Origin of the sequence: Actinoalloteichus sp. AHMU CJ021, assembly GCF_002895405.1 — a bacterium.
Classification (GTDB): Bacteria; Actinomycetota; Actinomycetes; order Mycobacteriales; family Pseudonocardiaceae; genus Actinoalloteichus_B; species Actinoalloteichus_B caeruleus.
This window is the reverse complement of sequence record NZ_CP025990.1, coordinates 1112686-1132853: the sequence shown is the minus strand read 5'-3', so window position 1 is coordinate 1132853 and position 20168 is coordinate 1112686. Positions and strand designations below refer to the sequence as shown.

19 protein-coding genes are annotated in these 20168 nt (G+C 72.6%); 6 read left to right on the top strand and 13 right to left on the bottom strand.

Annotated features, from left to right (window positions below; all coding sequences use genetic code 11):
* Positions 1-183: 183 nt before the first annotated feature.
* Positions 184-1161 (bottom strand): helix-turn-helix transcriptional regulator, encoded by a 978-nt coding sequence (locus C1701_RS04375; protein ID WP_103055583.1) that lies wholly within the window; start codon positions 1159-1161, stop codon positions 184-186.
* Between the two features lie 75 nt (positions 1162-1236).
* Between C1701_RS04375 and C1701_RS04370 the strand changes: the two genes are divergently transcribed.
* Positions 1237-1584: a YybH family protein gene (locus tag C1701_RS04370; RefSeq protein WP_103055582.1), complete on the top strand. Its 348-nt coding sequence runs from the start codon at positions 1237-1239 to the stop codon at positions 1582-1584.
* 118 nt (positions 1585-1702) lie between these two features.
* Here C1701_RS04370 and C1701_RS04365 read toward each other — a convergent pair whose 3' ends face one another.
* The 6 genes from C1701_RS04365 to C1701_RS04340 form a co-directional block, all read right to left on the bottom strand.
* Positions 1703-2560: a phosphogluconate dehydrogenase C-terminal domain-containing protein gene (locus C1701_RS04365; RefSeq protein ID WP_026418413.1), complete on the bottom strand. Its 858-nt coding sequence runs from the start codon at positions 2558-2560 to the stop codon at positions 1703-1705.
* The gene (locus C1701_RS04360) at positions 2560-3354 is read right to left on the bottom strand and encodes a sugar phosphate isomerase/epimerase family protein (RefSeq protein ID WP_103055581.1); all 795 of its coding nucleotides are present in this window, start codon (positions 3352-3354) and stop codon (positions 2560-2562) included. Before C1701_RS04360 ends, C1701_RS04365 begins: the two co-directional genes overlap by 1 nt.
* Before the next feature lie 37 nt (positions 3355-3391).
* Complete coding sequence (locus C1701_RS04355) at positions 3392-4183, bottom strand: triose-phosphate isomerase family protein (protein ID WP_103055580.1); 792 nt, start codon at positions 4181-4183, stop codon at positions 3392-3394.
* A complete protein-coding gene (locus C1701_RS04350; RefSeq protein ID WP_026418416.1) occupies positions 4184-4654 on the bottom strand; it encodes a ribose-5-phosphate isomerase in 471 nt (156 codons plus the stop codon).
* 39 nt (positions 4655-4693) lie between these two features.
* Positions 4694-6415: a dihydroxyacetone kinase family protein gene (locus C1701_RS04345; protein ID WP_103055579.1), complete on the bottom strand. Its 1722-nt coding sequence runs from the start codon at positions 6413-6415 to the stop codon at positions 4694-4696.
* A gap of 73 nt (positions 6416-6488) precedes the next feature.
* Positions 6489-7868, bottom strand: coding sequence for an MFS transporter (locus tag C1701_RS04340; RefSeq protein WP_103055578.1), 1380 nt, complete (start codon positions 7866-7868; stop codon positions 6489-6491).
* A gap of 324 nt (positions 7869-8192) precedes the next feature.
* Between C1701_RS04340 and C1701_RS04335 the strand changes: the two genes are divergently transcribed.
* Together C1701_RS04335 and C1701_RS04330 are read left to right on the top strand one after the other, a co-directional pair.
* The gene (locus tag C1701_RS04335; protein WP_016699718.1) at positions 8193-8981 is read left to right on the top strand and encodes an HpcH/HpaI aldolase family protein; all 789 of its coding nucleotides are present in this window, start codon (positions 8193-8195) and stop codon (positions 8979-8981) included.
* Positions 8982-9051: 70 nt separating this feature from the next.
* Positions 9052-9807 (top strand): FadR/GntR family transcriptional regulator, encoded by a 756-nt coding sequence (locus C1701_RS04330; protein WP_016699719.1) that lies wholly within the window; start codon positions 9052-9054, stop codon positions 9805-9807.
* 54 nt (positions 9808-9861) lie between these two features.
* Here the strand turns inward: C1701_RS04330 and C1701_RS04325 are convergent, their stop codons facing one another.
* Complete coding sequence (locus C1701_RS04325; RefSeq protein WP_337662137.1) at positions 9862-12123, bottom strand: MMPL family transporter; 2262 nt, start codon at positions 12121-12123, stop codon at positions 9862-9864.
* 254 nt (positions 12124-12377) lie between these two features.
* On the opposite strand from C1701_RS04325, the gene C1701_RS04320 reads away from it, so the two are divergent.
* A complete protein-coding gene (locus tag C1701_RS04320; RefSeq protein ID WP_016699721.1) occupies positions 12378-13112 on the top strand; it encodes a TetR/AcrR family transcriptional regulator in 735 nt (244 codons plus the stop codon).
* Positions 13113-13426: 314 nt separating this feature from the next.
* On the opposite strand, the gene C1701_RS04315 is transcribed toward C1701_RS04320, so the two are convergent.
* Positions 13427-13855: a hypothetical protein gene (locus C1701_RS04315; RefSeq protein ID WP_030106509.1), complete on the bottom strand. Its 429-nt coding sequence runs from the start codon at positions 13853-13855 to the stop codon at positions 13427-13429.
* 297 nt (positions 13856-14152) lie between these two features.
* Here C1701_RS04315 and C1701_RS04310 point away from each other — a divergent pair, with 297 nt between their 5' ends.
* Both C1701_RS04310 and C1701_RS04305 read left to right on the top strand, forming a co-directional pair.
* Complete coding sequence (locus C1701_RS04310; RefSeq protein ID WP_155886089.1) at positions 14153-15049, top strand: helix-turn-helix domain-containing protein; 897 nt, start codon at positions 14153-14155, stop codon at positions 15047-15049.
* Positions 15000-15218: a DUF397 domain-containing protein gene (locus tag C1701_RS04305; RefSeq protein WP_016699724.1), complete on the top strand. Its 219-nt coding sequence runs from the start codon at positions 15000-15002 to the stop codon at positions 15216-15218. Before C1701_RS04310 ends, C1701_RS04305 begins: the two co-directional genes overlap by 50 nt.
* Before the next feature lie 229 nt (positions 15219-15447).
* Here the strand turns inward: C1701_RS04305 and C1701_RS04300 are convergent, their stop codons facing one another.
* From C1701_RS04300 to C1701_RS04285, 4 genes are all read right to left on the bottom strand, one after another.
* Complete coding sequence (locus tag C1701_RS04300) at positions 15448-16287, bottom strand: alpha/beta fold hydrolase (RefSeq protein ID WP_026418419.1); 840 nt, start codon at positions 16285-16287, stop codon at positions 15448-15450.
* Positions 16288-16404: 117 nt separating this feature from the next.
* Positions 16405-18144, bottom strand: a complete 1740-nt coding sequence (locus tag C1701_RS04295; RefSeq protein ID WP_103055577.1) for a class I adenylate-forming enzyme family protein — start codon at positions 18142-18144, stop codon at positions 16405-16407.
* 109 nt (positions 18145-18253) lie between these two features.
* A complete protein-coding gene (locus tag C1701_RS04290; RefSeq protein ID WP_026418421.1) occupies positions 18254-19231 on the bottom strand; it encodes a zinc-binding dehydrogenase in 978 nt (325 codons plus the stop codon).
* A 79-nt stretch (positions 19232-19310) separates the two neighbouring features.
* Positions 19311-20159 carry an ABC transporter ATP-binding protein gene (locus C1701_RS04285; RefSeq protein WP_026418422.1) on the bottom strand — a complete coding sequence of 283 codons (849 nt, stop codon included), beginning with the start codon at positions 20157-20159 and terminating at the stop codon, positions 19311-19313.
* Between the last annotated feature and the right edge of the window lie 9 nt (positions 20160-20168).

The window sequence follows — 20168 nt, the reverse complement described above, 5'->3', positions numbered from 1 at the left end:
GCCACCCCACCTCCGCCGCTGTGCGCCGCCGAGCCCACGGTAGGGCGGGTGGGCCGGCGTCGCCCGGTGGAAGGGCCGTGCTCCGCCATGCGCTGGCGCCGGGTCGTGGTCGGCGGGTGTCGTGGGGGCGTTCGAGCTGACCGGCGGGGGTTGGCCACGTCCGGGTGACGCGGCCGGCAGTGCTCAGGACGGCGTGGCGTAGCGGGCGGCGAGGGTGGCGGCCCGGTCGCGCAGGGAGGTCCGCAACCACTGGGGCTCCAGGGCTTCCGCGTCGGCGGCGAGCCGCCACAACGCCCACTCGGCGTGCCTGGCGTCCTGGAAGGACACCTCCAGTCGAGGCCAGCCGTCCGGGCCGGTGTCCTCGGAGTGGACGGCCACCGCGGTGCCCACCAACTCGGCGCGCCGCGCCGGGTCCACCCGTACCAGCACGGTGATCTGCTGCCCGCCGGCGCGGAACCGCCTGCCGCGTTCCCGCCAGACCCCGGCCAGGTCGACCCGGTCCGGTCGCCGCGCCGGTTCGGGGAGCGCCTCGGCGGCCAGGACCCGGGACAGCCGGTAGGTGCGGTCCGCGCCGGACCTGGTGGCCAGCAGGTACACCTGGTCCCGGGCGGTGACCAGGCCGATCGGGTCCACCGTGCGCCACGCCGGGGGCTGCTCCGCCGCCGCGTAGTGGATGCGCAGCCTGCTCCCGGCGAACACCGCCCGCCGGACCTCGGCCACCACCGGGGTGGGCACCACCTCCTCGGCGACGAGCCGGCGTTCGAGGAGATCGGTCTCCGGGTCGACGAGCAGCCGTTGGACCGCGCCGGCCGCGCTGGCCCGGGAACCCTCGGGGAGCGCGTCGACCACCTTGCGCATCGCCGAGGCGAGCGCCGGCCCGAGGCCGAAGGCCTGCGCGCCGCGCCGCGATCCGACGACCAGCAGGGCGAGCGCCTCGTCGTGGTTCAGCCCGGTGAGTTCGGTCCGGAAACCGGGCAGCAGGGCGAAACCGCCGTGCCGGCCGCGTTCGGCGTAGATCGGGACCCCGGCGGTGGACAGCGCCTCGACGTCGCGCAGCACGGTGCGGGTGGACACCTCGAGTTCCCGGGCCAGCGCGGACGCGGACAGCCGGCCGTGTTGCCGCAGCAACAGCACCAGCGATACCAACCGGTCGGCGCGCACCCGGGAAACCTACTGGAAAGCACGACAGGAGGTGTCGTGTTTCGCTGCGAGGCTGTTCCCATGACAAGCAGGGCAGTGGCCACCGAACCGAACGACCTGGGCAGGTACTTCATCGAGCGCGGCAACGTGGGGGACGTCGACGGGTTGGTGGCGTTGTACGAGCCGGATGCCGTGCTGGCGTTCCCACCGGGCAACGTCTCGAAGGGGCACGCGGAGATCCGCGAGGTGTACGAGCGGTTCGTCGCGGCCGCCCCGGAGCTCGAGCCGGGCCGGCAACACCCCGCGCTGGTGAGCGGGGATCTGGCGCTCACGGTCTCGACGCTGACCACCGGTGAGATGGCGGTGGAGGTCGCGCGTCGCCAGGAGGACGGGACGTGGCTGTGGGTGGTGGACCAGCCGGTGCTCCTGCCGGACAACGGGTGACCTGACGACGCGGTGGAGCCCCCGCGGTGACGCGGGGGCTCCCCGAGGACGGCGGCTGGCCGCGTCGATCGACTACCCGGGGGCAGCGGTCGACCCGTGGTGAGCGCGGGGGCCTGGCTCAGCGGTTGATCTGCTTGATCCGCAGCATCCTGGCGATGACCTTGTCCAGCTCGTCGTCCTGGAAGACCTTCTTCCAGTCGTCCTTGATGATGGTCTCCCGGCCGTAGTCCATCGCGATCAGGCAGGCCTCGGAGAACGGGTTCGATCCCTTGAGGGTGTTCGCCAACGCCACCTGGGTGTGGCCGTAGAGCATCGCCTTGGCGGCGGGCTCCGGGACGCCGACGGTGGTGACCGTCTCCTCCAACGCCTCCTTGAGCAGGGAGCCGATCATGCAGGCGATGGTCTCGACCAGGGTGGGTTCGAGGACGGCCAGCTGCTTCACCGTCACCCAGTGCACGTCCACGACCGGGGCGTACATGGTGCGGATGACCGTCTCGGCGACGTCCCGACGTTCGGTGTCGTCGGACTCGATGGCCGCGACGACCTCCTGCGGGGCGGCGATGCCGCCGAAGGTGTCCGCCCACTCCTCCTTGGTGGTGCGCTCCAGGAACACCGAGGGGTGGCAGGGGTGGGCCACGGCGTAGTGCAGGTCGTCCCGCTGGGCCAGCAGTTTGGCGTAGGCGGCGGCCGGGTCGAGGGTCAGCAGGATCGCGCCAGGGCGCATCACCGGCACCAGCGCTTCGGACACCGTGCCCAGGACGATGTCGGGCACGGCCAGGATGACGACGTCGCTCTCCTTCGCGGCGTCGACGCCGTCGATGACCTCGCGGCCCTTGCCGGCCAGCAGTTCCCGCCCGGCCGGGGAGTTCTCGCTGTAGAGGACGCGGAAGTCGCTCCGCTCCAGGTTCGCCGAGACCCGCAGGCCCATCTTGCCGGCGGCGCCGATGACCGCGACGGTCAGCTGCTCGGTAGCCATCACTCGCTCCTCAGGAATTCGATGTTGTGCCGCGTCCACTGGTCCTCCAGCCGGGCCGTCTCCTCGAAGGTGCCCTGCCACGGCAGCCAGTGCTCGACGATCTGGTTGATGTTCTTCTCGGCGGGTCGGACCCGGCCGATCATGTGGTGGTAGTCGAGGAGACCGGTGCCGAGCGGGCAGCCGGTGAGGGAGAAACCGACCCAGCCCGGTGACCGGGTGAAGGTGAAGTCCTTGACGTGGATGTTCACCACCCGGTCGGCGGTGCGGTCGACGACGTCGGTGGGCTGTTCGAGGCGGGCGACGCTGTTGGCCGGGTCCAGGCACACCCCCAGCCGGGGGTTGTCCACCGCGTTCACCACCCGCAGCAGGTCGGTTGTCGAGACCTGTTCGTAGGTCTCCAGGCCGAGGGTGACGCCGCGTTCCTCGAAGGCCGGGAGCGCGGAGCCCAGCGCGGCCACCGCCTCCTCGACGGTCGGCCGGTGGTCGGCGGTGTTCAGCATGGACCGCACGAAGGTCGCTCCGAGGGCCTCGGCGATGTCCAGGTACCGCAGCAGGTGTTCCGGCCGCACTCCCCGGGTGCCCAGTTCGAGTCGGACGCCGAGGTCGTCGGCGACCCGGCGGAGCTCGGTGAGCTGCCCGGGGGACAGCCCCTCGACCGGGGGGTGGTCGCAGATCTGGAAGACGTCGCCGCCCAGTTCCCTGGTCTCCGCCACCGCCTCGGCGAGGGTGACCGGCGTGGGCGCGGCCTCGGACAGCCGCCAGAAGTAGGCGTAGGTGCTCAGTCCCACCGCCATCGCGTGCTCCTTTCCACGGGCGGGGCCGTGCTGGTGCTCATCGGGCCCGTGCCCCCGCGCCGTGCAGGGCCAGGGCCTCGTCGAGGATCGCGGCGACGGCGTCGGGGTCGTGGGCGAAGCGGCCGAGGAACAGCCCGCCGACCTCGGTGCCGAGGTCGGTGAGCAGACCGGGGCCGGCGCTGCCGCCGTAGATCACCCGGCTGCCGGCCCGGCCGGCGTCCTCGGCGAGCCGTTCGCGCAGGGCGGCGCACACCGTCGCGATGTGGTCGGTGGAGGCGGGTTCGGGGGCTCCGATCGCCCAGTGCGGTTCGTAGGCCACCACCACCCGGCCCGGTGCGCCGTCCTGGTCGGCGGCGGCGAGCAGCCCGCCCAGTTCGGTGACGCAGCGGCGGGCGGCCTCGGCGGGGGAGACCCGGTCGGGTTCCCCGACGCACAGCACGGGGGTCAGGCCGTTGCGCAGGGCGGCGGCGGTCTTGGCGGCGACGACCTGGTCGTCCTCGCCGAACAGGCGCCGCCGTTCGGCGTGTCCGACCTCGGCGTAGCGGCAGCCCAGTTCCCGCAACAAGGTCCCGCTGGTCTCGCCGGTGTAGGCGCCGGAGTCGGCCCAGGACAGGTCCTGCGCGCCCACGCCGACCCCGGTGCCGGCGAAGGCCGCCAGCACGGGCGGGATCAGCGGGGTGGCGGGCAGCGCGAACATCTCGACGAGGCCGCTGGTCACGGCCTGGTGGGTGCGGGCGAGGTCGGCGACCCGACGGCTCCAGTCCAGGGTCCTGGCCTGCCCGAAGTACATCTTCAGGCTCACCCCGACCGTGACCGCGCTGGCGTCCACTCAGGCCGTCCCGGTGTTCTCGTAGTCGCCGATCACCGCGACCTTCGCCGCCGAGGCGGACGACTGGTCGAAGCGGTAGGTCAGCCACTCCCTGGCCAGTCGCCGCGCCAGTTCCAGGCCGACGACCCGTTGGCCGAAGGTGAGGATCTGCGCGTCGTTGCTGAGCACGGACCGTTCCACGGAGAAGCTGTCGTGCGCGGTCACGGCCCGCACGCCCTTCACCTTGTTCGCGGCGATCGCGACGCCCAGCCCGGTGCCGCAGACCAGCAGGGCCCGGTCGGCCTCCCCGGCGGCCACCAGTTCGGCGGCGGCGATCGCCACGCTCGGGTAGGGGGTGTGGCTGTCGGCGTCCACGCCGACGTCCCGCACGGAGGCGACGAGGTCGTTGGCCTCCAGGTCCTTCCGCAGCGCTTCCTTGTACTCGTAGCCGGCGTCGTCGGAACCGACGACGATCCGCAGCCTGTCGCTCATCAGCGTCTCCTTCCTGCCCCTCGGGCTCGTCTGGTGGCTCTAGTCGGGGAGCACGTCGCGGACGGCCCGCACGATCAGGGCCAGTGACACCGCGCCCGCGTCGGGCGTGCCCACGCTGCGTTCGGCCAGCGGCCGGGCCCGGCCCATCCGGGGGACCAGGTCGGCCGTGCCCTCGGCCGCCCGTCCGGCCGCCTCGGCGGCGGCCTCCCACGCGGCACCGAGGGCGTCCCCGGCCTCGACCCGGCTGGACAGGGCCTCGGCGAAGGGCACCAGGACGTCGACCATCGTCTTGTCACCGACGACCGCCCCGCCCAGGCGCATGACGTCCTCCGACGCGGCGCGGACCCCGGCGGCGACCGCCTGCGCGGAGGGCCGCTGCTCGTCGCCGACCACGGCGGCCAGCGACCGCAGGGCCACGCCCCACAATGCGCCGGAGGTGCCGCCGGCCTCGTCGGCCCAGGCGTCGGCCGCCCTGGCCAGCAGCGTCCCGGCCCCCGCGTCCCTCGCGGCGGCCTCCTCCGCCGCCCGCAGGCCACCGGCCGCTCCCCGGCGCATCCCGATGCCGTGGTCCCCGTCACCGGCCACCGCGTCGATGCGCCCCAACTCCTCGGCGTGTTCCTCGACGGTGTCCCGCACGGCGGCCAGGGCGGCCAGCGCGGTGCGGGCCGAGGCCCGGGACTCCTCGCTGGCGGGCGGGACGACGTCCTGGGCCAGGTCGGGGATCTCGTCGTCGTCCGCGCCCTCGACCCTGGGCACCGAGCCCTTGCGGTGGGCGGGGCTGTCGGCCGGGGCCGTCCACAGCGGTTCCAGCTCGTCGGTCAACCAGAACAGGGTGAGGGAGGCTCCGGCCATGTCGAAGCTGGTGACGAGTTCGCCGACCTCCGGGTCGACGACCTCCAGGCCGGCCCGGTCGAGCAGCTGGGCGACCCGCCGGTAGACGACGAACAGCTCCTCGTACTTCACCGAACCCAGGCCGGAGAGGATGACGCCGACGCGCTGTCCCCTGGGGGTGTCGACGCCTGGGGGGAGTTCGGCGAGCAGGGTGGAGACGAACAGTTCGGCGAGCTCGTCGGCGGTCGGCATCGGCTGCTCGCCGATACCCGGTTCCCCGTGGATGCCCAGTCCGACGGCCATCCGGCCGGCGGGAACCGTGAACAGCGGTTCGGTGGAGCCGGGCAGGGTGCAGCCGTCGAAGGCCACCCCGAAGGACCGCGTGCGGTCGTTGGCCAGCCGCGCCAGCCGGGCCACCTCCGCGAGGGGGAGGCCGGCGTCGGCCGCGGCCGAGGCGACCTTGAACACGGCGAGGTCGCCGGCGACGCCACGTCGGCGGTCCCGGTCCCGTGCCGGGGCGCTGGAGACGTCATCGGTGACCGGTACCGCCTCGCAGGGAATGCCCTCGTCGAGCAGCCGCTGCCTGGCCTGGCCGAAGTGCAGGACGTCCCCGGCGTAGTTGCCGAAGGACAGCAGCACCCCGCCGCCGCTGTCGGCGGCCCTGGCCACGGCGTGCACCTGCTGGGCGGACGGGGAGGCGAAGACGTTGCCCACGGCGGCGCCGTGCGCCATGCCCTGTCCCACCAGGCCGGCGAAGGCCGGGTAGTGGCCGGAGCCGCCACCGACGACGACGGCCACGTTCCCCGGGACCCGGGGGGTGGCGCGGATGACGCCGCCGGGGACGCGGCGCACCCAACGGCGGTGGGCGGCCACGAAGCCCTCCAGGGACTCCTCGGCGAAGTCGGACGGGTCGTTGAACAGTCGAGTCATCTGCTGGCGGCCTCCGGACCGCGGGGAACGAGAGGCGGGCGGGCGGTGGCCGGCCCCGCCCGGCTCGGGTCGGTCAGTGCCCGCCGGCGCGGGTCGAGGTGGGGGCGTCGTCGTCCACGGTCCCGTCGACCACGGGGTCCACGGCGCCCCGCCTGCTCAGGGCCACCATCAGCACGCCGGAGAGCACCATCAGCCCGCCGACCACGAACATGGGGACCACGTACGAGCCGGTGAGGTCGTTGAGGAAACCGGTCACGTAGCTGGCGGCGAAGCCCGCGATGTTGCCCAGGGTGTTGATCAGCGCGATGCCGGCGGCCGCGGCCGCCCCGGTGAGGAACCGGGAGGGCACGGTCCAGAAGTTCGGCAGCGCCGCGAAGATCGCGCAGGCGGTGACGGTGATCACCGCGACGGTGGCGGCCGGGGAGTTCATGAACAACGCCAGCGGGATGCTCAGACCACCGACGACGGCGGGGACCGCGATGTGCCAGGTCTGGACGCCCCTCCTGGTGGCGTCCCGCGACCACAGGTAGAGGACGACGGCCGCCGGCAGGTAGGGGATCGCGGTGATCAGGCCCCGCTGGAAGACGTCGAAGGTCGTGCCGAACTGCTCCTCGAACCCGCTGATGATGGTGGGCAGGAAGAACGCCAGGGCGTAGAGGCCGTAGATGAAGCCGAAGTAGATGACGGCCAGCACCCACACCCGGCCGTTGGTGAACGCCGCCTTCATGCTGTGGCCCTGGCCGTCACCACCGGCGGACTTGGCCTTCGCTTCCTTGTCGAGGGCGGTGGTCAGCCACGTCTGCTCCTCCTTGGTCAGCCACTTCGCGTCGGCCGGCCGGTCGGGCAGGTAGAACCAGGTGATCACGCCGACGATGACGGCGGGCAGCGCGACGCAGAGGAACATGAAGCGCCAGCCCTCCAGGCCGAAGAACACGCCGTGCTGCTCGATGAGCGCTCCGGCCAGCGGCGCGCCGATGACCGTGGTCAGCGGCTGGGCCAGGTAGAACAGGGCGAGGATCTTGCCGCGGTGCTTGGTCGGCACCCAGAGGCTCAGGAAGAGGATCGCGCCGGGGAAGAAGCCCGCCTCGGCGACACCGAGCAGGAACCGCAGCACGTACAGCTGCTCGGCGTTCTGCACCCAGGTGAACAGCAGCGCGACGACGCCCCAGCTGATCATGATGCGGGCGAGCCAGCGCCGCGCGCCCACCTTGTGCAGGGCGATGTTGCTCGGGACCTCCAACACGATGTAGCCGATGAAGAAGACGCCGGAGGCGAAGCCGAACTGGGCCGCTGTCAGGGCCAGGTCGTCGTTCATCCCGTTGGGCCCGGCGAAGGAGATCGCCGTCCGGTCCAGGTAGTTGATGAAGAACATCAGGGCGACGAACGGCACGAGTCGGACGGCGACCTTGCGGATCGCCGAGCGCTCGACGGACGCGGTTGAGGCGGTGTCCACGCTGACTCCTCGGATTCACCGAACTCCCACGTTCGGCGGTGAACTCTGCCCGCTGCTGATCCCCCATCCGGGCTAGACGCAGCAGCGCGGAACGGCTGAGCACACGTTAGCCCTTCTTCGGAAATTGGTCACCGGTTGACCACCTTGAATTTTCACCGGATCGGTTTAGTAGGCCGTGACGGTGAGTCACGTCACTTTCGCCGGTTCCCGGCGGCGACCGGTCAACTGGTTGGTTGCCCTTCCGGGCGAGCGGTGGTTTGCTGGGCCGCGCCGCACGGCACGACCCGCTGACCAGCCCAACGACGGAGCTAAGGTGGCCCGCTCATGACCCTCGACGTGATCGACAGGGCGCGGGCCGGGCAGGTGGCCTTGGGCACCTTCGTCTTCGAGTTCGACTCCAACGGCATCGGTCGCCTCGCCGCTGGCGCGGGCGCGGAGTTCGTCGTCTTCGACGCCGAGCACACCGGCTGGGGCTGGGAGACCATCGGCCGCCTGCTGGCCACGACCCGCCCGGCCGGGATCCCCGCCTGGGTCCGGGTGCCCTCCGCCGAGGACCGCAGCGCGGTGAGCCGCGCGCTCGACCTCGGCGCGCGGGGGGTGATGGCGCCGATGGTGGAGTCCGAGGAGGCGGCGCGCCGCCTGGTGGCCTGGTCGGCCTACCCGCCGCGCGGTGTGCGGGGCGCGGCCTTCGGCATCGCGCACGACGACTACGTCGCCGGCGACTTCCTCGACACGATCGCCAGGGCGAACGACGACACCGTCGTGATCGCGCAGATCGAGACCGTGGCCGGGTTGGAGGAGGTCGAGCGGATCGCCGCCGTCGACGGCCTGGACGTGCTGTGGGTGGGTCACTTCGACCTGACGAACTCGATGGGGATCCCCGGGCGGTTCGACCACCCCGACTACCTGGCGGCACTCGACCGGGTCGCCTCGGCCGCCGCCGACCACGGCAAGCTCGCCGGTTTCATGCCCACCAGCGTTCCCCAGGCCACCGACCTCGTCGAGCGCGGTTTCCGGCTGCTCGCGTACGGCGGTGACCTGTGGATCTACCAGAAGGCACTCGCCACCGACCTCGGAGCGATCCGCTCCGCGACCGATTCAGGAAGGACGTGAGTGGTGTGATCGACGCCGTCACCACCACGCTGCTCCCCCGCCGACCCGCCCGGTCAGGACGGGGCCGGCCATGACGCCCGAGACGACGCAGCCACGGTTCGAGGAGCTGCTGCGGCCGGTGGCCCGCGAGTCCACCGTCAGCGAGGTCGCGAAGCGGCTGCTGGACCAGCTCGCCGAAGGCCGCCTCGCGCCCGGAACCCGGTTGCCCTCCGAGCGGGTGTTGGCCGAGGCCCTCGACGTCGGGCGGTCCACCGTGCGCGGTGCCCTCTCCGCGCTGGACATCCTCGGGATCATCGAGATCAAGCCGGGGTCCGGTTCCTACGTGCGGCAGACGACCTCCGACCTGTTGCCCCAGACCATCAACTGGGGGTTGATGCTCGGTCAGCCCCGGACCCACGACCTGGTGGAGGTGCGCCAGTTCCTGGAGGTCATCACCGCCCAGCTGGCCGCCACCAGGGCGTTGGACGAGGACATCGACCGCCTGGAGAAGCACCTGCGGCGGATGGAGGAGGCCGTCGACGACGTGCCCACCTTCGTCGAGGCCGACGTGGCCTTCCACCTCGAGACCGCCGAGATCGCCAGGAACTCCGTCCTCAGCGACATCCTGCACAGCGTGCGGTCCCTGCTCCAGGTGTGGGTGGCCCGCGCGGTGCGGGCCGACGGCACCACCGCCACCACCCTCGCCGAGCACACCGCCGTCTTCGAGGCCATCCGGTCCCGCGACCCGGAGGCGGCCGGCGCGGCGATGCGGGCGCACATGGACTCGGCCAGCGGTCGGCTGCGGCGATCGTTGGTGAGCCCGGAGGCGGGCGCGGAAGCCAGCTGAGCGGCTCGGGGGCCGGTCGGCCGTGACGACCGACCCCCGGCACCTGCTGCCGGGTCAGACCGACTCGCGCAGCCCGATCCGGTCGTGCAGCCGCCGCAGCGGCGCGGGCGCCCACCAGTTGGCCCGGCCCGCCAGTCGCATGAACGCCGGGACCAGCACCGCCCGGATCAGGGTGGTGTCCACCAGGATCGCGACGGCGACCCCCACCCCCAGCATCTGGATGTACATCACGCCGGCCGAGGCGTAGGCGGCGAAGGACGCGGCGAGGATCAACCCGGCGGCGGTGATCAGCGGGGCGCTGCGCTGCATGCCCACCGCAACGGCCGCGTCGTTGTCCCCGGTGCGGTCGTACTCCTCCTTGATCCGGGACAGCATGAACACCTCGTAGTCCATCGACAGCCCGTAGGCCACGCAGAACATCAGGATCGGGATGCTCGGTTCCAGCGAACCGGTGGCGGTGAACCCGAGCGCCCCGGCCAGGTTGCCCTCCTGGAACACCCACACCAGGGCACCGAACATCACCGACAGGCTCAGCAGGTTCAGCACCGTCGCCTTCACCGGGAGCAGCAGGCTGCCGGTCATCAGGAACAGGATCGCGAAGGTGACCAGCAGGATCAGCGCGAGCACGAGCGGAAGCCGCTCGACCACGGTGGACCGGTAGTCGGCGAGTTCGGCCGGGTAGCCGCCGACCAGCACCTCCGAGGGGGCGGGCACGTCGCGAACCCGCTCGACCAGCCCGGTCGCGTCCTCCTCCAGCCCCTCCAGGTCGGGTACCGCCGACAACCAGGTGGCGTCCTCGCCGGCGAAGCGTTCCGGCTCGGCCTGGTCGGTGGCCACCAACTGGCCGTCCTCGTGGGAGCCGGCGAGGGAATCGACCCTGGCCACCCCGGGCACCTCGGACAGGCGCGCCGCGTAGTCGGCGAGTTCCGGTCCCCCGGCGGCCAGCGGGCCGGCGTCGGGCAGCACGACCTGGAGCGCGTCGACCTCCTCGGCGGCGAACTCCGAGCGCACCACCTCCTGGACCTGCCGGCTCCCGGTCTCCGGGGGCAGGATCCGATCGTCGGGGAGGCCGAACCGGAGGCCGAGCGCGGGGGCGCCCAGGGCGAGGAGCGCGACGACGGCCACGCCGCCGAAGAGCACCGGTCGCCGCATGACCGCGGTCGCCGCCCGGTACCAGCGGCCGGCGGTTCCGGGCAGGGCGGCCTCGGGGCCGACCGGGGCCGGTGCCGTCCTCGCCCGTCCGGCGACCCGGTGCCCGAGGGAGGCGAGCACCGCCGGCAGCACGACGAGGGCGCCGACCAGCCCGCCGGCGACGATCGCGACGCCCGCGTAGGCGAAGGACCGGAGGAAGTCGAAGGGCAGGACCAGCAGGACCACCAGCGAGGCCGCGACGGTCACCCCGCTGAACACGACCGTCCGGCCCGCCGTGTCCAGCGTCCGCGCCGTCGCCTCGGAGACGGAGGCCCCGGCGCCCAGCTCCTCGCGGAAGCGGTGGATCACGATCAGCCCGTAGTCGACGCCCAGGCCGAGCCCCATCGCGAGGGTGAGGTTCAGGGCGAAGGTGGAGACCTCGCTGAACAGCAGCGGAATCCGTAGGAGCGACAGGGCCACCAGCATGGCCAGCACCCCGACGGCCAGGGGCAGCAGCGCCACCAGCGCGCTGCGCAGCACCAGTACGAGCAGCACGAAGACGAGCGGGAAGATGATGAGTTCGGCGCGGACGAAGTCCGACCTGGCCTCGGCGCCCGCGTCGCGGAACACCTGTTCCCCGCCGCCGATGCGGACGGAGGCCAGGTCGTCGTCACGGTCGAAGCGTTCGGTGAGCCCGGGGAGCACGGTGGAACGCACGTGGTCGGCGTCCCCGGGGATCCGGGCGACCACGAGCGCGTGCCGCCCGTTGCGGCTGGCCAGGGTGTTCGCCCCGCCTCGGGTCCAGTAGGAGTAGGCCTCGGCGACGCCGTCGTGGTCGGCGAGTTCGCCGGTCAGGTCCAGGCCGTACTCCCGCATCTCGGCGGTGGAGACGTCCCCGGACTCGGGGGTGACCAGCAGGATGAGGTCGGGGCTGCCGGTGTCGAAGCGCTCGGCCAGCACCCGGCCGGCCTGGTCGGACTCCGAGCCGGGGGCCTCGAACCTCGACAGGGCGAAGGACCCGACGGCGGTGGCGCCGAGCACGCCGCTGAGCACGGTCAACGCGAGGCTCGCCCACAGCACCCGGCGCCGGTGGTGGGCGAGCCACCGTCCCAACCGGTGGAGCGGGCCAGGTGCGGGATCCGTCGGGTGACGGCGGGGAGCGGGGGTGTCGAGCGCGGTGCTCACCGGCGACCTCCCCGCTGGAACCCGGTGGTGGAGGACGGGCGTGGTCCTCGGTGCGCGTCGGGAGCCGCCTCGGTGCGGAGTGGGGTGGCGGGCTCGGCTGAACGGCCGCCGCCGTCGTGGTGGGGCACGGGCTTCGGTCCTCCGGTTAGGCTGGAAGCAGACCACGAATGCGAATCAAGACTCGTATTTGTGGGGGTGGACGCAAATTACAAGCGATCACTCGTGTTTGCAAGTCGTCGTGCGCGAGGAGGGACATGCCACGGGATCGAGCCGCCCGGCCGGCCGGTGACGCGGGGGCCGAGCGCGGCGCCGGGACGGCGGGCCGGGCCGAGGCCGGCGGGGTGCGCCGGCAGGCCAGGGGGCTGGCGCGGATGGCCGCCATCCTCGACGCGGCCGAGGAGGTCATCTCCGAGGTCGGCTACGCGGAGGCGACGACCAACGCGATCGCCGCCAGGGCCGGGGTCTCACCCGGCACCCTGTACCAGTTCTTCCGGAACAAGGACCAGGTGGTCGAGGAGCTGGCCGTGCGCTACGGCGAACGCCTCCGGGAGTTCTGGGCCGCCAGGACGACGCCGGAGTCGGCCGGGCGTCCGCTGCCCGAACTGGTGGACGGCCTGCTCGACGCGGTCCTCGCCTTCAAGGTCTCCCAGCCCGCCTTCTGGCCCCTGTTCTACGGTTCCGCGCTCCCCGACCAGCTCGCCGCCGTCGCCGCGGGGCTCCAGCAGGGCACGGTGGAGCGGATCGCGGGCTTCTTCGGCGACCGGTGCCCCGAGCTCACCAGGGAGCGGCGCGAGCTGCTGGCGACGATGACGGTGGGCACGGTGCGCACCATGATGCCGATGCTCCTCGGCGCGGACGAGGCGAGGCGCCGGGAACTCCTCACCGAGATCAAGGCGATGCTGGTCCGCTACCTGGGTCCGGCGATCGGCGTCGAGGGGCGGGCGGCCGTCGGCGACCCGGCGGGGGAACGCGCGACCGCCACCGACTGACGGGGCTACCGCGTCGCCCCCGCCCGTGAGCACGTCCGCCGGAGTGGGTTCGTCGGCGCGCCCCTGGGGCGAGGGACGGTCCGGGGGAGCGCCTCCGTTCCGGCCCCGGCGATGCGGGGGGCGTGGGAGTCCACCCCTAACGCGAGCACGCGGGTCAGGGGCACGGCGGGAACGGGTGGTGCCGCCCGGTTCTCCCCGGCGGCACCCGCCGGTGCGTGGGCCCGGTCGGCCTCCGCCGACCCGGGCCGCGTCGAGCGCGGGCCGTGCCCGCTGGCGCGGACCGACGCGGGGCCGCGTCATCCGCCCCGGTGACCTCAGGGCAGGCGTTCCCGGATGATCTCCGCCCCCGCCGTCAGCAGTTCGGCGAGGGATGACGCGGCGGCCGAGTCGAAACCGATCCGCCAGTCGGGAGCCCGCTGCCCGACCAGGTGCACGATCACCCCGTCGCCATGCCGGGCTGGGGAGAGCGCGAGCAGGCACGAGTCCCCGTGCTGGCGGAGGACCGCGAAGTGCTCGGTGTCCCGGGACCTGATCGCCGCCGCGATCGCCCGCGCGGTGTCGCGGGAGACGCCGATGGTGCCCAGGGTGGTGGAGGCGAGGCGGACGATCACCACCGTCCGGTACTCGTCCAGCTCCACCTGGGCGGTCGAGCACTGTTGCCGGTCCAGGTCCCAGCCGAGGACGCGGTGGTACCACTGGTGCCTGATGTGGGCGGGGGCGGGCGAGAGGTCGAGGGTCGTCATTCCTGGCTGCTCCGTCCACTGGGAGGTCTCGGCTTCGCGGGACGCGCCCGGAGCCCCGGTGCTCGTGCCCGTCGCCCGTCCCTCCGCCCCCGGGGTCCCGGGCGGGCAGGGCTCGACGCACCACGGGCGGACGCGGAGTCGGCTCCCTGCCCGCGCGCCCGGGACACGGGCCGACCGCGGTCCCCTCCGAAGGTCGAGAGACGAGCGTATTGCCAATACTTTCGCGTATTGACAATACGAGCAACTCCCTGAACGGGCGTATTGGTGCCGGTGGCGCCCCTCTTTAGGGTGATCGACATGGCAAGCACCCCCTATCGAGCACAGGCGCGGGCGCTGGGCGCCGAACTGCGCCAGCTCCGTGCCGCGGCACGGTTGACCGCGAAGGCGGTGGGCGAGGCCGTCGGCTTGTCGCAGCCCACCATCAGCCAGACGGAAACGGGCAAGAGGCTGGCCTCTCCGGAAGAGGTCGCCTCCATCCTGACCGTGCTCGGGGTGACGGGGTCGAATCGCGATCGGCTGATTCAGATGGCCCGCGACGCCCAACAACCCCGATGGCTCGCGGTCGGCGTTCCCGGACTTCCGGCTCAGGTGACGGCGATGATCGAATTCGAGCGCACCGCGGTGTCGGCCACCTCGGTCTCCGCCCTTCTGATGCCAGGGTTACTCCAAACAGAGGACTACATTCGCTCGATCATGGCCGCCTACGGTCATCCACCGAGTGAAAGGGAGTTCCGCGTCCATCTCAGGCTCAGCCGGCAGCGCGTTCTCACCGACGGTTCTCTCCAGTTCACCGCCCTCATCGACGAGGCCATCCTTCACCGGCCAGTAGGGGGAACCGAAGTGCTGGCGGGTCAACTCCGCCATCTCGTTCGGATGTCCGAGTTTCCCAACATCACCGTTCAGGTGGTTCCCGTGGGCGCTGGATACACCGCACTGCTCGAAGGATCTTTCGTGGTGCTCGAATTTCCCAAAGCGGCTCCCGTCGTGCACCTCGAACACGGGAACTCCGGAGTGTTTCTCGACGGTCAGGACGACCAAGCCGAAGTGGACGAGTTCCGCTCCTGGGCCGCTAGTCTCCAGCAGTCGGCGGTCAGTCCCTCGGATTCGCGAATACTGATCGGCGAACTGATCGAAAGGATGGAGCATGCACCACACCGTGCCACCCCGGACCCCGCTGGCGCCGGGCTGGAGTGACTGGCGCAAGTCCCGGCGGAGCGGCGGGCAGTCCGACTGCGTCGAAGTCGCCAACGGCCCCGGGGTCGTCGGTATCCGGGACACCAAGAACCGTTCGGGCGGCGTTCTCGTCGTGGACCGCGACAGCTTCGCCGCTCTGGTGGGCGCGATGAAGTCCGGGAGGCTCTGACAGGCGCGCACCGCGGCCGGCCCCCGGGGTGCTCCGGGGGCCGTGCCGACGACCGCCCGCGCGGTGCCCCCGGTGCGGGAGGCGGACCGGCGGTCGGGCGGGTGTTCCCTCCCATTCCGGTCGGCGCTCGGAGGCGGCGGTCCCCGCCGGCGCGGGGGAACGGTCCCGCCGGCCGCGACCCCGCCCCCCGCCCGCCCCGCAGGCCGGATGCCCCACGCGGCGGCGGCCGTCACGCCCGCAGGAAGTCGAGCAACGCGGCGTTCACCTCGGCCGCGTGCGTCCACAGCAGGCCGTGCGGGGCGCCCTCCACCTCGACGTAGCGCGCCCGGGGCAGCAGCGAGTGGAAGGGGCGCGCGGTGGCGTCGATGGGCAGCACCCGGTCCGCCGTCCCGTGCACGATCAGCGCCGGCACGTCGACGCTGGGGATGTCCGAGCGGAAGTCCGTCACCCAGGTGTCGATGGCCTCGACCGAGGAGTAGGGCGAAGCCTGGGTCGCCGTGACCCAGTTGGCCCGCAACACCTCGTCGCTGACCCGATGACCCCGGTTCTCGTCGACGTTGTAGAAGTTCTGGTAGAACTCGGCGAAGTGCGCGTAGCGGTCCCGGACGGCGCCCTCCCGGATGCCGTCGAAGACGGACTGGTCCACCCCGTCCGGGTTCTCCGGCGTCCTGAGCAGGAACGGCGGCAGCCCCGAGAGGAACGCGGCACGGGCCACGCGCTCGGACCCGTAGCTGCCCAGGTACCTGGCCACCTCACCGCTGCCCATCGAGAAGCCCACCAGGGTCACCTCGCGGAGGCCGAGGACGTGCAGCAAGCCGTTCAGGTCGGCCGCGAAGGTGTCGTAGTCGCACCCCGAGGTCGGCTTGCTCGACCTGCCGAAGCCCCGCCGGTCGTAGGCGATGACCCGGTGCCCGGCAGCCAGCAGCGGAGGGACCTGTTTCTCCCAGGACTGGCTGTCCAACGGGTACCCGTGGATGAGCACCACCGGCTTCCCGTCCTCCGGACCGTGGTCCTCGTAGTAGAGGTCGACGGTGGTGCTGTTCTCCTCGGCGACGGTCACGAAGGTCATGGCGACTGCCCTCCCGGCACGCGTGCTCGGTCCAGCCACACGGGTACCCCGCCCGGCGACCGGCACTCCCGCGACCCGGGGTGACATCCCCGGCCCGTCCCCGGGGCTGTCGGCCGGTCACGCGGTGGGTGGCGCGTACCGTTCCTCGGCCATCCGCACCAGCGCCGCCCGGTCCACCTTGCCGGTGGCCCCCAGCGGCAGCGCGTCCAGGAACCAGACCCGGCGGGGATGGGCGTAGGGCGCGCCGCGTTCCAGGGTGTGCCGGCGGATCTCCTCCTCCGTGATGCCCTCCGCGCGCACGAACGCCACCGGGACCTGGCCCTTCACCGGATGCGGGACGGGCACCACCGCGACCTGGGTGACCTCGGGCAGCGCGAGCACCAGCCGCTCCACCTCGGTGGGGTACACGTTCTCGCCCCCCACCTGCATCATCTCGTCCCGGCGCCCCACCACGTAGTGGTAGCCGTCCACGTCCCGCCAGGCGAGGTCACCGGTCCGCAACCACCCGTCCGGGGTGATGCGGCTGGCGGTCACCTCCGGCAGCCGGTGGTAGCCGAGGGCCACGCCCGGGCTGCGGACCCAGATCTCCCCGACCTCACCCGTGCGCACCATGAAGTCCGTGCCGGCGTCGGTGCCGGCCCCGTCCCTGCCCGGCACCCCCACCAACCGCACCTCGGCTCCCGGCACGGGAATCCCCGCGCTGCCGGTGCGGATCGCGTCCCTCGGCGTCGCCAGCACCTGCGGGCCGCCCTCGGTCAGACCGTAGGCCTCGACGACGGGCACCCCGAGCCCCGCGGTGATCCGGCGGCTGAACTCCTCGCTCAACGGTGCCGACCCGCAGACCACGAACCGGAGTGAGCTCAGGTCCCGGCCGAGGTGGGAGCCGCTGGCCAGCAGCATCTCGTAGGTGGCGGGAACACCGGTGGTGTAGGTGCAGCGGTGCCGTTCCACCTCGGCGGGGATGCTGCGGGGGTCGGGGTCGGTGTTGACCACCATCGTCGCGCCCGACAGCAGCGCCGGCTTGACCACGCAGATCATCGCGTTCTTGTGGTACAGGGGGGCGGTGATCAGCCCCTTCTGGTCGGGGCCCAACCGCCAGAAGTCCCGGTTCGCCCTGGCGTTCCACAGCTGCCCGCCGTGGGTCAGCAGGCACCCCTTCGGGCGACCCGTCGACCCCGAGGTGTAGGGCTGCATGCACACCTCGTCCGGCCCCACCGCGACGGGGTTCACCCCGTCGTCCAACTCGGCCATCGTCAGGGTCGTCACCGTCTCGTCCGCGCCGAGGTAGCCGGCGGCGACCAGGCCGTCGCCGTCCCCGACGCCCAACCCGAGGTCGGCGGGCGCCGGCGGATCGGCCAGCTCCCGGACCGACCAGCCGTCGGTGCCGTGCGACCCGACGAGCAGGGGCCGGCCGGTGGTGGCGCCGGCGCCGCTCTCCGCCACGAGCTCCGCGGCCCGGTCCACCAGCGTGTCCTGGGCCACGACCACCAGCGGTTCCGAGTCGGCGATGACGTGCGCTAGCGCGGGCGCACCGGCCCGCGTGTTCAGCGGCACCGCCACCGCGCCGAGTCGGATCGCGGCGAACAAGGTCTCCAGGTAGCGGTGGTCGTTGTGGAACAACAGCGCGACCCGGCTCGCCCGGACGACGCCGAGCCGGGCGAGCAGGTCCTGCGTTCGCCGTACCCGCCGGTCGAACTCGCGGTAGGTGAGACTCGTCTCGCCCTGCTCGACGGCCACCGCGTCCGGCGTCGACAGCACGGCGTCCGACATCAGGCGCCAACCGAGGTTGTGCTCGACGGCGGCCGGCCGCCCGCTCAGCGCGGCCCGGGGGTCACCGGTGTCCCGTGTGCCCTTCATCGCGTGGTCGGCGCGCCCGCCGCCGGGCGGGGCGCCGCACCTCCCTCCCCAGGAGTGGTGACCGACCGAGTGGCCGGGACCGGTGAACCAGGACCTGTCCGCCCGTGGGTCACGGCGTGACGATGACCTTGCCGAAGACGAGCCGTTCCTCCAGCAGCCGCTCCGCCTCGGACACCCGGTCCAACGGCAGGACCGAGTCGATGACGGGGTCCAGGGTCCCGGCGGCCACGGAGTCCAGCAGGCCCTGGAGGTCGGCCCTGCTCCACGCGTTGCTGCCCAGGATGTCCAGTTCGCGGACCCACACGTAGGGCTGGAACTGGCTGACCTCGTACCCGCTGGTCGCGCCGCAGGTCACCACGCGACCACCGGGACGGGTGGCGCGGATCGAACCGGCCCAGGTGTCCGCCCCCGTGTAGTCGACCATCACGTCGACCCCGCGCTTGCCGGTCTCCCGCCAGATGCGGGCGCTGAAGTCCTCCTCGCGGGAGTTGATCAGCACGTCCGCCCCCAGCTCGGCGAGCCGGTCCAGCTTCTCCCGCGAACTGGCGCAGGCGATCACCCGAGCGCCGATCGCCTTGGCGATCAGCACCACGCCGGTGCCCACGCCACCGGCGGCGCCCAGCACGGCGACCGTCTCCCCCGGCTGGAGCTTCGCCCTGGTCACGATCATCCGTTGGGCGGTGCCGTAGGCGATCGGCAGCGCCGCGGCCTGCTCGAAGCTCACCCCGTCGGGCAGCGGGAGCAGGTTCGCCGCCGGGACCACCGCGTACTCGGCGAGGCCGCCGGGCAGGTCCTCGCCCAACGCCTTGCCGTGCACCAGCGGGTCGACCAGCACGCGGGTGCCCTCGGCCGGACCGGTGGTGTCCGGGCCGTAACCGGCGACCTCGCCGGCGATGTCCCCACCCGAGATGTGCGGCAACGGCAGCTGCCCGCCCGCCGTGCCGTTGCGGACGAAGACGTCCAGGTGGTTCAGGCCGCAGGCGCGGACGCGGATCAGCGCCTCACCCGGGCCGGGCTCCGGGGCCGGGTGCTCCCGCACGACCCGGCACTCCGGGCCACCCCGGTCCACGATCAAAGCCGCCTTCATCCGACGTTCTCCGTTCCTCGTCGTGCGATATTCAACAGGTCTGGTGCGGGTCCGCCACGCGGCGGGCCCGCCCCTCATCTCAGGAGGCGGAGCCGACCCGCTCCGCGTCCTCCCCGGCGGATCCCGGCGCGGGCGCCGCTGTCGACGCCACTCCCGGGGGGCTACCCGCCTCGTCCCGGCGGATGCGCCGGTACACGTGCGTCCGCAGCTCCCCGAACTCGGCGAGCCGCTTGGTGGCGACCTGGTCGCGTGGCGAGGGCAGGTCGACCTCGACCAGCTCCCGCACCGAGGTGGGGGAGGGGCCCAGCACCGCGATCCGGTCGCTCAGGTACACCGACTCGTCGATGTCGTGGGTGACGAACACGATGGTGATGTCGTGCGCCTCCCGGATCCGGAGGACGAGGTCCTCCAGGTCGGCCCTGGTCTGGGCGTCGACCGAGGCGAACGGCTCGTCCATCACCAGGATCTTCGGCCGGTAGGCCAGCGCCCGGGCGATCGCCACCCGCTGCTGCATACCGCCGGACAGCTGCCAGGGGTAGTGGTCGCCGAAGCCGGCCAACCCCACCTCGGCCAGGGCCTCGTCGGCGCGACGCTCGCGCTCGGCCCTGGGGACCCGCCGGGCCCGCAGCGGCAGCATGATGTTCTTCCGGACGGTCGACCACGGCATCAGGGACCGGCCGTACTCCTGGAACACGAGGGCCATGTCCGCCGGTGGTCCCGTCACCGGCCGGCCGTCCAACAGGACCTCGCCCGAGGTGGGGCGCAGCAGTCCCGTCATGCACTTCAGCAGCGTGGTCTTCCCGCAGCCGGAGGGGCCCACCACGGTCAGGAACTCACCGGGTCGGACGGTGAGGCTGACCTCGCCGATGGCCGGTGTCGCCCCGGCACCCGAGCCGTAGGTTTTGCTCACCGAACGCAGTTCGAGCACGAGAAACTC

Excerpts from the sequence above, each read along its gene's own strand:
- C1701_RS04365 (WP_026418413.1), bottom strand. The coding sequence starts at position 2,560 with ATGGCTACCGAGCAGCTGACCGTCGCGGTCATCGGCGCCGCCGGCAAG.
- C1701_RS04360 (WP_103055581.1), bottom strand. The coding sequence starts at position 3,354 with ATGGCGGTGGGACTGAGCACCTACGCCTACTTCTGGCGGCTGTCCGAG.
- C1701_RS04350 (WP_026418416.1), bottom strand. The coding sequence starts at position 4,654 with ATGAGCGACAGGCTGCGGATCGTCGTCGGTTCCGACGACGCCGGCTAC.
- C1701_RS04345 (WP_103055579.1), bottom strand. The coding sequence starts at position 6,415 with ATGACTCGACTGTTCAACGACCCGTCCGACTTCGCCGAGGAGTCCCTG.
- C1701_RS04335 (WP_016699718.1), top strand. The coding sequence starts at position 8,193 with ATGACCCTCGACGTGATCGACAGGGCGCGGGCCGGGCAGGTGGCCTTG.
- C1701_RS04330 (WP_016699719.1), top strand. The coding sequence starts at position 9,052 with ATGACGCCCGAGACGACGCAGCCACGGTTCGAGGAGCTGCTGCGGCCG.
- C1701_RS04320 (WP_016699721.1), top strand. The coding sequence starts at position 12,378 with ATGCCACGGGATCGAGCCGCCCGGCCGGCCGGTGACGCGGGGGCCGAG.
- C1701_RS04315 (WP_030106509.1), bottom strand. The coding sequence starts at position 13,855 with ATGACGACCCTCGACCTCTCGCCCGCCCCCGCCCACATCAGGCACCAG.
- C1701_RS04310 (WP_155886089.1), top strand. The coding sequence starts at position 14,153 with ATGGCAAGCACCCCCTATCGAGCACAGGCGCGGGCGCTGGGCGCCGAA.
- C1701_RS04305 (WP_016699724.1), top strand. The coding sequence starts at position 15,000 with ATGCACCACACCGTGCCACCCCGGACCCCGCTGGCGCCGGGCTGGAGT.
- C1701_RS04300 (WP_026418419.1), bottom strand. The coding sequence starts at position 16,287 with ATGACCTTCGTGACCGTCGCCGAGGAGAACAGCACCACCGTCGACCTC.
- C1701_RS04295 (WP_103055577.1), bottom strand. The coding sequence starts at position 18,144 with ATGAAGGGCACACGGGACACCGGTGACCCCCGGGCCGCGCTGAGCGGG.
- C1701_RS04290 (WP_026418421.1), bottom strand. The coding sequence starts at position 19,231 with ATGAAGGCGGCTTTGATCGTGGACCGGGGTGGCCCGGAGTGCCGGGTC.